Below are 12875 nucleotides of genomic sequence, written 5' to 3' on the forward strand. Positions count from 1 at the left end.
TGGGGGGACGGAGCAGGCTAAACAAGCATGGCGTTGGTTGTCCATGTGAAAGTGAGTAGGTTGAGAGTTTAGGAAAATCCGGACTCTTAAGACTGAGACACGAGACGAGCACCCAAGGGTGTGAAGTTGTTGATGCCATACTTCCAGGAAAAGCCTCTAAGCTTCAGATTATACCGAATCGTACCCCAAACCGACACAGGTGGTCAGGTAGAGAATACTAAGGCGCTTGAGAGAACTCGGGTGAAGGAACTAGGCAAAATCGTACCGTAACTTCGGGAGAAGGTACGCTCCTATCTGTGATGAGACTTGCTCTCTAAGCGGACGGGAGCCGCAGTGACCAGGTGGCTGGGACTGTTTATTAAAAACACAGCACTGTGCAAAATCGCAAGATGACGTATACGGTGTGACACCTGCCCGGTGCCGGAAGGTTAATTGATGGGGTTAGTTTTCGGACGAAGCTCTTGATCGAAGCCCCGGTAAACGGCGGCCGTAACTATAACGGTCCTAAGGTAGCGAAATTCCTTGTCGGGTAAGTTCCGACCTGCACGAATGGTGTAACCATGGCCACGCTGTCTCCACCCGAGACTCAGTGAAATTGAAATCGCAGTGAAGATGCTGTGTACCCGCGGCTAGACGGAAAGACCCCGTGAACCTTTACTACAGCTTGGCACTGAACATTGAACCTACATGTGTAGGATAGGTGGGAGGCTTTGAAGCAGAGACGCTAGTCTTTGTGGAGCCGTCCTTGAAATACCACCCTTGTAGTTTTGATGTTCTAACGTTGGCCCCTAATCGGGGTTACGGACAGTGCCTGGTGGGTAGTTTGACTGGGGCGGTCTCCTCCCAAAGAGTAACGGAGGAGCACGAAGGTTGGCTAAGTACGGTCGGACATCGTACGGTTAGTGTAATGGTAGAAGCCAGCTTAACTGCGAGACAGACACGTCGAGCAGGTACGAAAGTAGGTCATAGTGATCCGGTGGTTCTGAATGGAAGGGCCATCGCTCAACGGATAAAAGGTACTCCGGGGATAACAGGCTGATACCGCCCAAGAGTTCATATCGACGGCGGTGTTTGGCACCTCGATGTCGGCTCATCACATCCTGGGGCTGAAGTCGGTCCCAAGGGTATGGCTGTTCGCCATTTAAAGTGGTACGCGAGCTGGGTTTAGAACGTCGTGAGACAGTTCGGTCCCTATCTGCCGTGGGCGTTTGAGAATTGAGAGGGGTTGCTCCTAGTACGAGAGGACCGGAGTGAACGAACCGCTGGTGTTCGGGTTGTCATGCCAATGGCACTGCCCGGTAGCTACGTTCGGAACTGATAAGCGCTGAAAGCATCTAAGCGCGAAGCAGGCCTCGAGATGAGTTCTCACTAGACTTTTAAAGTCTCTGAAGGGCCGTTGAAGACTACAACGTTGATAGGCAGGGTGTGGAAGTGGTGTGAGCCATTAAGCTAACCTGTACTAATTACCCGTGAGGCTTAACCATACAACGCCAAACGCGTTTTGTGGCAGCGTAACAACGCAAAGCAGAAGTTAAGATACTAAAGTAGACATTTACTTACAATCAGCATTCCAGATTTAGTAGTCGCGATTTTATATCGCGCTTACAACAGAATACGCTTGGTGACAATAGCGTTTTGGACCCACCTGACCCCATGCCGAACTCAGTAGTGAAACGAAACAGCGCCGATGATAGTGTGGCATTTGCCATGTGAAAGTAGGACATCGCCAGGCTCCTAATTCAGTCGCAAGACTTTAAATTAAAAATAATAAGAAAATTAAACAGAATTTTCTTGGTGACAATAGCGTTTTGGACCCACCTGACCCCATGCCGAACTCAGTAGTGAAACGAAACAGCGCCGATGATAGTGTGGCATTTGCCATGTGAAAGTAGGACATCGCCAGGATCCTAATTAGAGAAACCCGTTGCAGCAATGCAACGGGTTTTTTTCGTATGTGGTGGCGATTTTACATCGCGCGCTATCTACGAATAGACACTCCATGACGCGGGATGAACCTGCTGCTACGCGCTAGTATTTTGATAGTGAAACGGCATGTACACCTATGCCATTATGGTCACTAAAACAACCCGTAGGCCTCGGTTTCTTCCTCTTCTTGGTTTGCAAGATGTTCTGGGCGGAATATAGCGCTTGGATCAATCAGTAACGTATGCTTATTTTTCATTTTGATTAAGCCGCGCATCATATTTTTTGTTTGTGGGTCTACATCAAAGCCGACGGAGGTTAACTTATCTAAGGGTTTAATATCTTCTTTTTTAACGTTGATGTTGTCTTCTACTTTATCAACCAGTAATCCTATGTGTGGTGTGATGCCATCTTTAGTGGTGAAGATAATAATAGGTTTGTAGTCGAGGATTATTTGCTCTCTAGCAGACTCAAATAAACGTATTAGTTGGTTAAAAATATGTCTCTTTTTCTCTTCAAATATATGGATTAACTTATCCTTAGATAGAGTTTTTTGTAGTTCGAGTAACTCTCCAGCCATGGCATGTAGTGCTCTGTGAGGCGTATCAAATTTGTTAAGAATGTTTTGCAAATCTTCATTGTCTGTTTTGAAGCTACTATACCAACGGCCAAAAGCACATTTTTCTGGATCAGTTGATTGTGTAAAAGCAACACCAGTTAGTAAGCTTTCTTCTAGGGCGTTTAACCAGAGTTGGTGCTCTTTTTCTTTCTCAGCTAATAAATCTGTTAACGCAGCATTTGTTTTATGGGTCGATTGGTTGTTAAGTACAATGCCTAAGTCAAATATAGGAGTGGGTGTATCCATGTAGTCTTTAACACCAATAAAGCTTTTATTTTCATTGGGTAGAGACGTTAGGTTATCTTCATAACGTTCTGTTAGAAGAATATCGAGTATTTTAAGTGAAATGGTCTTATGGCCAACACGAAAATTAATCAGATCCATATTTCCCTCAAAGCCTTATTAAGTCTTTAAAGCATAGAACATTATTCTGATTTAGCAGTAGTTAATCTTGATTACTTTTAAAATATGAGCGATAAATTTTTTTATCACTATTGCCAGTCTGTTCACTGAATAACCTTGCAAAGTCAGTATCTTCATCAAATAGTGCATTTAACTTGGAAAGTAAGCATTGGTTATTTAAAGGGGGAGAGCACTTTTGGGCAGCACTAACCAGTGCCACAGCATTCAAGTAACCTTCAAAAATTATGCGATTTGGCTTTCTTTGGTAGGGTTTAATATCTTCATTAAATTGCACGCACCAAGCGTTATCGCACAGATTAGGATCGGGGACGACTTCCGTGACCATAATATTGCTTGGATGGTTAATTCGCTTGTATAGTTCATGGCTTGATGCAAACGAAACGGCGGTGTAGTCGGGTGTGAAGCCTTGCTGGTAGCCTGTATTGATAAACTCAGCTAACGGTTTGTATGTGCCTACCATACAGATTGCAGTCGCTTTACTTTGTTTAAGTTGCGTAAGTGCCTTTGCAACATCTTCGCTATTGCGTTTAAAGCGGGCAACTTCAATAGGTTTTATTCCATATTTTTCTAAAGCTAAAATTAAATTACTTTCAACAACATAACCAAATTCATCAGCTTGAATCATTAATGCAATTTTTTCATGTTGGCGTTCTTTTACCAAGTAGTCGATTTGTTCAGACGCTTCATCTTGATAGCTGGCACGTAAGTTAAATACATTTGGCATTGAATTATTATGAAGAAAGTCAGCACCCGTGAAAGGCATCAAAAAGGGGACGCGATGCCTGTCGAGTAAAGGTTTAATTGCATGTGCAGTCGGTGTTCCCATCGAACCAAAAATAGCGTGGATGTTATCACTAAATAAAAATTGCCGTGTGTTTACAACCGTATTTTTGGGCTCGTACCCGTCGTCAGCAATGATGAGGTGGATATTTTGACCATCAATACCGCTATCAGCATTTATCTTATCGAAATAAATATTACTGCCGAAAGCTAATTGCTCGCCAATTTCTTTTGCAGGCCCTGATAGTGCTGTAGACATACCTAATTTAATAGGGGGAAGAGTGTCTTCGGCATGACCCAAAGTAGATAAAAGTGAAAGAGAAAACAATATGCTCTTAATTGTCGATATTATGGAGTAATTTAAAGTGAGCATACCAACCTTGCACTGCGGTTTTGAATTGTGTGTTTAATGCTTTTTTTCCTGACAAACTCGCTTCATTAATGAAGTGTTCGATACCAGTTTGCTGTAATATTAGCCGAATAAGTATGCGTTTTGTATCTTTATTAAGCAAGTGTAGACTAATTGGTGTATGCCAGAACAGTTGCCACAGTAGCGGTTGAGCAGAAAATAACGTGAATTCAGTGTTTAAAAGGCGCTCAGCTCTAGTTAGTAATGCAGCCGGGCATTCACTTTGTGAAAAATGAGGTAGTAACTCAGCAATCAGCTGCCACGGTAAGTGGCTAAAGTGGCCTAAAAGCTGTAAAGAAAAGTCGTGTTTAAACTCATTATTGAGTTGAGTTACTGAGTGCCTAGCTTGGCGGGTAAGTGGCTTTATTACTAAAGCCGAATGTTCCGCAGTTGCTTTATCGTGGCTAAACCCCAACTTAATGACCTTAAAACCATTACTTTGCCAAAACTTAACCAGAGATGCATTTGCGCCAAAGCTCGCACCGAAATAGTCGCAATTATCTAGCTGTTTTTCGCAGTAATTTAAGAGGCTTGAACCTACACCTTGCTGATGGCACTCTGGTGCGACAGCGATTCGCACAACTCTTGCAGAGCGTTTACATAAATCTTCTGTATTCTGGCTCAGTTGAGTAATGGTTTGTGCCATTAAATGGCCATGTGGTCTGCGCTTACCTGTTTTTACTTGCTCTGCGATTTCAGTCGTTAACCCTCCCTCAACAGCCACCAAACACACTGCTTTTAATGTATTTTCTTGCTTACAGATAGAGAGCTGTAACTCGGGTGCATCAAGCAGTTGACGCAAATCATTCACTGTGGTTTGGTAATGAGCCAGCGCGAGTAGTGCCATTATTTGGCTAAGTAGCTGCTCATCAACAACAAGTTGCTCTTTGCTGATGTTTTCAAATTGGTACTGCTTACTACTATGCGTGTCTAGGTACTTTGCATCGAGTAATAATAGTTCGCGTATACTATTTTCTAGCGGATCGCGCTTTGCAAAACGAATTGGTTCCTCAAGCGTAATTGTTTTTAGCGATTTAAATTGGCTACGTAAGTAATGTAAAAAGCGTAGCGTATAACCTCGCCCATTTCCCTCATAACCAACCATAGTGCTAGCAAACACAATTCGCGGATAACTTTTCAGAATTTGCAGTAGTATAGAAACCGGGATAGCCGCAGCTTCGTCGACAAATAACAGATCGCAGTCAGGCTTTTCATCTAACAGTGAATCTGGCGCAATATAGCTAAGGTTAGCCAGTTGCTTACAGTTTTGCTCTTTAGTTATACCAAGCTCAGATGCTAAATGTTTAAAGCTAGTTTGCACAGCTTTGGCTTGCGTTGTACAAATCAGGATTTTTTTATCTTGCAGATTAGCAGCTGCAAGTCCTAAAGCGGCTGACTTACCACGGCCCCGATCTGCACTGATAACTAAGGGCCTATTAGCGCGTCCTGTCGCAGTTTTAATTATTTGCTCAACACACGCCTGTTGTTGCTGATAATTTATCTCAGCGGTTGCTGGCGATACTGATTGGTAGACGGGGACTGAGTGCTCAGTAAAATAATGTCGCTGTAGCTTCAACTTTGTAAAAAAGCGTTGATTAAAAAAGCTATGCGTAATTTCTTCGCCATAAGAGGTAATACTTGTGAGTGCAGGGTCTTGCCAATGATTGTCCTCTGGTAGCAATAAGATCAGTACACCACCTGCTTTTACGGTACCTACAAGCGCGGCCAGTTTATCCACATATAAGCCGCTAAAACCATCGAAAATTGCGTGTTGAAACTCTTGGCCAAGAATTTGGTGAGCATGTTTTGGAAACTCACTATTTGCTAATTGTGAGCTAGCGCTTAAAACATAGGTATTGTTAAGCGCTAGTTGGCTTGCGAACTGGTAGCACCAAGTTTCGCTGCCTTGCACGATAACGAGCTGGCGATGCTTTGCAAGCGTCAGCTCGTTACACAGTGCTGCTATGTATTCATTATAAGGCTTGAAGTCTTGCATACTGTGTTACAAGCCATTTGCTGCCTAGGTCATCAAAGTTCACTTGAATACGTGATTGTGCGCCACTACCTTCGTAATTGAGTACGGTACCTGCGCCAAATTTGGCGTGTAATACGCGTTGACCTAAGTTAAAGCCGCTGTCTTCAAATGCCGCATGGGTTACTGATGGGCTAAAGCGACCTGCGGCAGGTGGTCTAGAAACCTGTGTTTTAATACGAATTTCTTCGATGCAATCTTCAGGCATTTCGCGTAAAAAGCGTGATGGGCTGTGGTATTTTTCTTGCCCATATAAACGACGGCTTTCTGCGTGACTAATGTATAATTTCTCCATCGCACGGGTCATGCCAACATAGCATAAACGACGCTCTTCTTCTAAACGGGCAGACTCTTCGTTACTTTGCTGTGATGGGAACATGCCCTCTTCAACACCAACCATAAATACCAGTGGGAATTCTAGGCCTTTTGCTGAGTGTAGTGTCATCATTTGCACAGCATCTTCGTGCTCATCGGCTTGACCTTCACCAGACTCTAGTGAGGTATAGGCCAAAAATCCCTGTAGTGGTGAGCTGAACTCTTCATCTTCAGGGAGCTCATATTGACCACATGCACTAATAAGCTCTTCTAAGTTTTCTACGCGAGCACGGCCTTTTTCGCCTTTTTCAGCTTGATACATAGCCATTAACCCCGAGGTTTGAATGGCGTATTTAGCTTGCTCCTCTAAGGTGAGGTCGCTGATCTTATCTTCGATATGTTCAACAAGCTCTAAGAATTTAGTCACTGCACTTGCTGCACGGCCAGATAAGTGTTGTTGCTCGATAATTGCTTTTGCAGCATACCAAAGTGGCAGAGACTCATTCCGTGCACAATCACGGATATGGCTTAGTGTTTTATCACCAATACCACGGGCAGGGGTATTAATAACGCGCTCGAAAGCGGCATCATCTTGGCGATTCCCCACCAAACGTAAGTACGAAAGAGCATCTTTGATCTCTTGGCGTTCGAAGAAGCGCATACCGCCATAAATACGGTATTTTAAACCTTCTTGCAGCATCGCTTCCTCAAGTACACGAGATTGCGCGTTATTACGGTATAAAATGGCGGCATCTTGTAATGCATTACCCGCATTGAGCCAGCTACGTAGTTTGCTGCTAACAAAGCGGGCTTCGTCTAATTCATTAAAAGCAGCGTAAACAGAAATAGGCTCACCGTCATTGCCGTCTGTCCAAAGGCTTTTACCCATGCGTTCAGCATTATTTTTGATCAGTGCATTTGATGCTTTCAAGATGGTTGCTGTTGAGCGGTAATTTTGTTCAAGGCGAATCGTTTCGGCTTCGAAGTCAGTTAAAAAGCGTTTGATATTCTCAATTTTTGCGCCACGCCAGCCATAGATACTTTGGTCATCATCACCTACGATCATAATACTATTCGTATTACCTGCGAGTAACTTTAACCAAGCGTACTGGATTGTATTAGTATCCTGGAACTCGTCTACCAACATGTGAGCAAAGCGTTGCTGATAATGACGTAAAAGTGTCGGGTGATTTTTAAGCACTTCGTAGCAGCGCAGTAGTATTTCAGCAAAGTCGATTAAACCAGCACGATCGCACGCTTCTTGATATGCAGCATAGACTTTTAGCATCATCTGCTCATTGATATCGTAAGCTTGAATGTCTTTCGGGCGTAGGCCTTCGTCTTTTTTCGCGCTGATATACCAACCAAACTGTTTTGCAGGCCACTTTTTGTCATCGATGTTCATCGCTTTAAGTAAGCGTTTGATCATACGTTGTTGATCGTCAGAATCTAAGATTTGAAAGCTTTCTGGTAAGTTCGCTTCACGGTGATGGGCGCGCAAAATACGGTGAGATAAACCATGGAAAGTACCAATCCACATACCACCAACTGGTGCTTTAAGCGTTTCTTCTACACGGGTACGCATTTCTTTGGCGGCTTTGTTGGTGAACGTGACCGCAAAAATGCTGTATGCAGAAGCTTGTTCAACTTGCATGAGCCATGCGATGCGATGAACGAGTACTCGAGTTTTGCCAGAACCTGCGCCTGCAAGCACTAGCATGTTTTGCAATGGGGCTGCGACTGCATCCCGTTGTTTATCATTTAAGCCATCGAGTAATTCAGAAACGTCCATCGTTACGCCTTTTCAATCTATAATGAAGGGAGTATAACAGGTGTTTATGCAAGGCTAAATAAAATACTGTTTTTATAAACAGCTATTTTGGCAAGTCATTAAAATTGGAGTATGAAAATTGTGAATTTGACTTATTTTTAGCAAAAAGAACTAAAACCAAAATAACGCTATTTTTTAACACTTTGATTTGTAAGCTATAATAAGTTGGCATAAAGTGTGTTTATTAAAAGTATAATCATTAAAAACTACAGAGGTTAGTATGGCAGAGCAAGGTTCTGGTGGTAATGTAATCGCAGCAATTTGTAATATCTTTTTCCCTGGCTTAGGGCAGTTGGTACAAGGTCGTTTAATGGCGGCGATTGCATTCTTTTTAGCTTGGGTTATCAGTGGCGCACTAATTTATGTCGCGATCGGCTTTGTGCTACTGCCGATTGTTTATTTATGGGCAATCATTGATGCCGCACGCTTTAGATCACGACTCTAGCTGTTTGAATAGCTTAAATGCGGGCGCCACATTGGCGCTTGCGTTGTTTTTAGGGCTGCAAAACTCGCCACGTATAGCTGCAAACGGTATAATCAGCGTATTAACGTATTACGAGCCCCCTTCATGGAATATCAATTTATCCGTGACCCAATTAGCGGTTTACGCATTAAAATCTCTTCTGAACACGGCGTTATTGGTCGTTGGCTGAATGAAGAAATCGGAAAAGAAAAAGTCGCAATGGTGCAAGCTTTAATTGCTGCAGTTAAGTGTAGCCATGAGCCTTTAACCTTACAAGGCCAAGAAATTGATTTGATTTTAAGTAAAGATGAAGCGTTATTTGAAGCCCATGCACTACATCAAGACAACGAAGACTTAGTCGCCTATCAAGATGATGATTTAATGCTCGAAGAAGAGGGCTTATGCAGTGGCTGTGGTTTTGAAGACTTTGTTGATTTAATTGAGTCTTGGCAAGAGTTTACCCAAGGGCGATAAGCAGAAACAGATTCTGCTTATCTGTGGCTAGTTTATTGTTCATTGACTGATTTAACAGCCGCAAGCAATAAGTCTTCAGTTAAACGTACTTTATAATTTGGATTAGCATACTGAAAGTGAATTAATCCTTTTGTGTCAACCACAAAAACAGCCGGTACAGGTAAAGCCACCTTTGCTTCGCCATCTAGCGACACAAAGTTAACGCCAAGCTTATTGCGATAGATTTTAGCGGTTTTAGCGTCTAGATAAAATGCCAAGCCTAATTGCTGGCTCAATGCCAAGCTATCATCAGATAAAAGTTGATAATTTGGAGAGGATATTTTGCTTTCATCTAGCTTCTCTGGGCTATCTGGCGATATCGCGATAATTTGTGCATTGAGGTCTGCTAACTGCTTTTCAATTTTTTGCACACTGGCTAATTGTCTTGAACAATATGGGCACCAACCGCCCCGATAGACAATCAATACCGTGGTTTTTTCTTTAAAACGTTCACCTAAAGAAACGCTTTTTCCAAACTGATCTTTTAAGTCAACATTTTGTATAGTCAAGCCTGGCAGTAATGGACTAACTTGTTCAGCTGAGTTTGCAATATTCGTTGCGGTAGCTGCAATTGCTTGGCTAGATAGTGCAAGCAATGCAGTAATAAGTAGTGATCTAAACATTAGGTTCCTTAATGATTCTTTCTCGATTTTACAAACGACCAGTTTATAGGTGTTTTTATTTCATCAATGCCAAATTTAACTGTAGTATATAGGCAAATAAAAAATGCAAGTTGGGATAAAGAATGTCTGCTAATTTACATAAACTCGTTGTTATGCTCGAAATGCAAAATGCGATGAATACCAAAGTTCATGAGCAATGGTTTAGCCAAGGTTTTGAGTGGTATCGTGCAATTTGGGTTGAGTGTGCTGAAATGCTTGATCACTATGGTTGGAAGTGGTGGAAAAAACAAACTCCAGATACTGAACAAGTTATTTTAGAGTTAGTTGATATTTTCCATTTTGGTTTATCTTTGCGCATTGATGGTGAAACCAGCTATGAGCAATTAGCCGCGCAACTTGAAGCGGAATTAAGTGCGCCAGTGCAAGCGGATGACTTTAAACAAACACTAGAGCAATTAGCTGCGTCAGCAGTCGCTGAAAAGCGCTTTAATGCAGCTGCATTTGCAGGTTGTATGGCGCAAATCGGTATGGATATCGATGATTTATACCGCGGCTACGTTGGTAAAAACACCTTAAACTTCTTCCGCCAAGATCATGGCTACAAAGATGGTAGCTATATCAAAGTATGGAACGGCCAAGAAGACAATGAACACTTAGTGGAAGTTGTTAAAAGCCTAGATACAGAGCATGTAGATTTTGCAAAGCTTGTTTATCAAGGCTTAGAGCAGCGTTACCCTAAATAAACGTGTTTATGCTCATTTTATAACGGGCATAAACTCGCGAAAATCGATGGTCGATAAAAAGTCATCGAACTGCTTGTGCGGTTGTTGACTATCTGGGTTGGCAACCGCAAGAATATGGCCAATACCAAACTCTTTTGCTGCATCGAGCACGGCAGGGCTGTCATCGACAAATAAAGTCCGTTTCTTATCAAATTGCCATTCTTGGTGCACTTGTTGCCATAATGGTTGATGCTCTTTACTCACGCCATATTGGTGAGTTGAAATTACCCCATCTAAGTAATTATCAATAGCAGTGTGTTCAAACTTTAACATGGCACAATCTGGGTGCGCGTTAGTAAGCATGATCAATTGCTTGCCTGCTTTTCTAAGCTCCGTTAGAAACGGCGGTACGTCATCACGCACTTTTATTAAATGTTGAATGTCGCGTTTAAGCGCCATGATGGGTAAATCAAGTTGCTGTTGCCAATAATCTAAACAATACCAATTAATTTGCCCATGCACTTGTTGATAGCGGTGCAGAATGTCTGCTTTTGCTTCGTCTAAACTCATTTTATGCTTACGCGCATATTGCTCGGGAATAACAGTAAGCCAGAAATAATTATCAAAATGCAAATCGAGTAGGGTGCCATCCATATCTAACAACACAGTATCGATTTTTGACCAATTTAACATAGGCAATTCACTTTAAAAGATTTATGATGAGCATAACTGCCATGATAGCAAATTAATGCCAATGACACAGAAAAAGCATCCTACACCACCGCAAATTTTGTCTAATGAAGTTGTCGCTAAAAGTCGACTGTTTACTGTTGAATCTCTCGAATTGAAGTTCTCAAATGACGAGCAAAGGCAATACGAACGAATTCGTGGTGGCGGAAGAGGTGCCGTCATGATTGTGCCTGTAACGGCTGATAATGAGCTGTTATTGGTGCGAGAATATTGTGCCGGCACTAATGATTATCAACTGGGCTTTCCTAAAGGCTTAATTGATCCGGGTGAAACTCCTGAACAAGCTGCAAATCGTGAGCTTAAAGAAGAAGTCGGCTTTGGTGCTAACCATTTTGCCGCCCTTAAAAAAGTCAGCATGGCACCTAGTTACTTTAATGCCACTATGCATATTTTGTATGCCGAAGATCTCTACTCTGAAACCTTACCAGGGGATGAACCAGAGCCACTTGTTGTTGTGAAGTGGCCGATGAATGATTGGCCGTCTTTATTACAACAAGAGGACTTTACAGAAGCACGAAGTGTTGCAGCTTTGCTATTATTAACAAAGTACTTAGAGTCGGGAGCTACCAATGAGTGATTTTTTAGAGCCTTGCATTCGTCTAGCTGAACAAGCAGGTGATGCCATTATGGCTATTTATCAGCAAGATGATATTGGTGCCGAGCAAAAGTCCGATCATACGCCCGTAACTAAAGCTGATTTAGCGTCAAATGAAGTATTGATGGCAGGATTAAAAGCGTTGGCACCAGATATTCCTATTATGTCAGAGGAAACGCCAATCCCTGCACTTGCTGACAGAAAGCATTGGCAGCAATACTGGTTGCTAGATCCCATGGATGGGACTGGGGAGTTTATTTTAGAAAGTGGTGATTTTGCAGTTAATATCGCACTGATTGAAAATAATCGTCCAGTATTAGGTGTTATCCATTGGCCAGCGAGGCACGTTACTTATTTTGCAACTTATCAGCAAGGCGCGTTTAAGCGTGAAAATGGCCAAGATCAGAAAATTTCGGTTGCAACACCTGATAATTTAACTTTAGCTGTAAGTCGTCGACAAAAAATTGAAGCGGTAAGTCAGTATTTAAATACCCAGTTTGCAACGGTCGCATTAGGCTCATGCTCATTAAAAGCCTGTATTATTGCAGAAGGTAAAGCGGATTGTTTTTTACGCATAGGGCCAACAGGAGAGTGGGATACAGGCGCATCTCAAGTGATTGTTGAAGAAGCGGGTGGCTGCATTACAGATGCTGAATTTAATCCTTTAACTTACAATCAACGAGAAAGCACAGAAAACCCAGATTTTATCGTTATGGGCCACCCTGATTGGGAGTGGCAAAAAATGATAAGTCCTCACCAACGAGCTTTTTAACGGCACTTTGTGTGCTTTTTGTTCGTTTGGTGGTGTTTTATTACTATAACTCTTGATTTCTAATCTTATTGCTATATGATAGCGCTCTCTTCGAAACAAGGCATC

At 42.4% G+C, this 12875-nt stretch carries 11 protein-coding genes and 3 rRNA genes (1 of these 14 running past the window's edge); 8 read left to right on the forward strand and 6 right to left on the reverse strand.

The genetic code is table 11. From position 1 onward, the window contains the following. The 3 genes from L0Z67_RS00815 to rrf (L0Z67_RS00825) form a co-directional block, all read left to right on the forward strand. Nucleotides 1–1484: ribosomal RNA gene (locus L0Z67_RS00815) — 23S ribosomal RNA — on the forward strand; it begins 1401 nt to the left of the window's first position. A 133-nt stretch (nt 1485–1617) separates the two neighbouring features. Next, nucleotides 1618–1732 (forward strand): 5S ribosomal RNA (gene rrf, locus L0Z67_RS00820). A 58-nt stretch (nt 1733–1790) separates the two neighbouring features. Continuing rightward, a 5S ribosomal RNA gene (gene rrf, locus L0Z67_RS00825) occupies nt 1791–1905 on the forward strand. A 172-nt stretch (nt 1906–2077) separates the two neighbouring features. Here the strand turns inward: rrf (L0Z67_RS00825) and L0Z67_RS00830 are convergent. From L0Z67_RS00830 to uvrD, 4 genes are all read right to left on the reverse strand, one after another. Further along, nucleotides 2078–2926 carry a CZB domain-containing protein gene (locus L0Z67_RS00830; RefSeq protein WP_062568276.1) on the reverse strand — a complete coding sequence of 283 codons (849 nt, stop codon included), beginning with the start codon at nt 2924–2926 and terminating at the stop codon, nt 2078–2080. 61 nt (nt 2927–2987) lie between these two features. Further along, the gene (locus L0Z67_RS00835; RefSeq protein ID WP_237114686.1) at nt 2988–4073 is read right to left on the reverse strand and encodes an ABC transporter substrate-binding protein; all 1086 of its coding nucleotides are present in this window, start codon (nt 4071–4073) and stop codon (nt 2988–2990) included. Nucleotides 4074–4080: 7 nt separating this feature from the next. Beyond that, nucleotides 4081–6150: a GNAT family N-acetyltransferase gene (locus L0Z67_RS00840; RefSeq protein ID WP_405128356.1), complete on the reverse strand. Its 2070-nt coding sequence runs from the start codon at nt 6148–6150 to the stop codon at nt 4081–4083. Then, nucleotides 6128–8293 carry a DNA helicase II gene (gene uvrD / locus L0Z67_RS00845; RefSeq protein ID WP_405128357.1) on the reverse strand — a complete coding sequence of 722 codons (2166 nt, stop codon included), beginning with the start codon at nt 8291–8293 and terminating at the stop codon, nt 6128–6130. Before uvrD ends, L0Z67_RS00840 begins: the two co-directional genes overlap by 23 nt. A 259-nt stretch (nt 8294–8552) precedes the next feature. Between uvrD and L0Z67_RS00850 the strand changes: the two genes are divergently transcribed. Together L0Z67_RS00850 and L0Z67_RS00855 are read left to right on the forward strand one after the other, a co-directional pair. Then, nucleotides 8553–8777 carry a hypothetical protein gene (locus L0Z67_RS00850; protein ID WP_062568272.1) on the forward strand — a complete coding sequence of 75 codons (225 nt, stop codon included), beginning with the start codon at nt 8553–8555 and terminating at the stop codon, nt 8775–8777. Between the two features lie 123 nt (nt 8778–8900). Next, complete coding sequence (locus tag L0Z67_RS00855; RefSeq protein WP_193988125.1) at nt 8901–9269, forward strand: YacL family protein; 369 nt, start codon at nt 8901–8903, stop codon at nt 9267–9269. 32 nt (nt 9270–9301) lie between these two features. Here L0Z67_RS00855 and L0Z67_RS00860 read toward each other — a convergent pair whose 3' ends face one another. Then, the gene (locus L0Z67_RS00860; protein ID WP_405128358.1) at nt 9302–9931 is read right to left on the reverse strand and encodes a peroxiredoxin-like family protein; all 630 of its coding nucleotides are present in this window, start codon (nt 9929–9931) and stop codon (nt 9302–9304) included. A gap of 122 nt (nt 9932–10053) precedes the next feature. On the opposite strand from L0Z67_RS00860, the gene L0Z67_RS00865 reads away from it, so the two are divergent. Continuing rightward, entirely contained in the window at nt 10054–10674 is a 621-nt protein-coding gene (locus L0Z67_RS00865; protein ID WP_405128359.1) for a dUTP diphosphatase, read from the forward strand. Nucleotides 10675–10686: 12 nt separating this feature from the next. Here L0Z67_RS00865 and yrfG read toward each other — a convergent pair whose 3' ends face one another. Beyond that, nucleotides 10687–11346 (reverse strand): GMP/IMP nucleotidase, encoded by a 660-nt coding sequence (yrfG, locus tag L0Z67_RS00870; protein ID WP_062568268.1) that lies wholly within the window; start codon nt 11344–11346, stop codon nt 10687–10689. Between the two features lie 61 nt (nt 11347–11407). On the opposite strand from yrfG, the gene nudE reads away from it, so the two are divergent. After that, entirely contained in the window at nt 11408–11980 is a 573-nt protein-coding gene (gene nudE / locus L0Z67_RS00875) for an ADP compounds hydrolase NudE (protein ID WP_193989015.1), read from the forward strand. Beyond that, on the forward strand, nt 11973–12770 hold the full coding sequence (gene cysQ, locus L0Z67_RS00880) for a 3'(2'),5'-bisphosphate nucleotidase CysQ (RefSeq protein WP_062568266.1): 798 nt from the start codon (nt 11973–11975) through the stop codon (nt 12768–12770). The genes nudE and cysQ overlap by 8 nt, the downstream gene beginning before the upstream one ends. Nucleotides 12771–12875: the final 105 nt, after the last annotated feature.

Source organism: Pseudoalteromonas sp. PB2-1 (assembly GCF_045040605.1).
In the GTDB taxonomy this organism is placed as follows: Bacteria; Pseudomonadota; Gammaproteobacteria; order Enterobacterales; family Alteromonadaceae; genus Pseudoalteromonas; species Pseudoalteromonas arabiensis.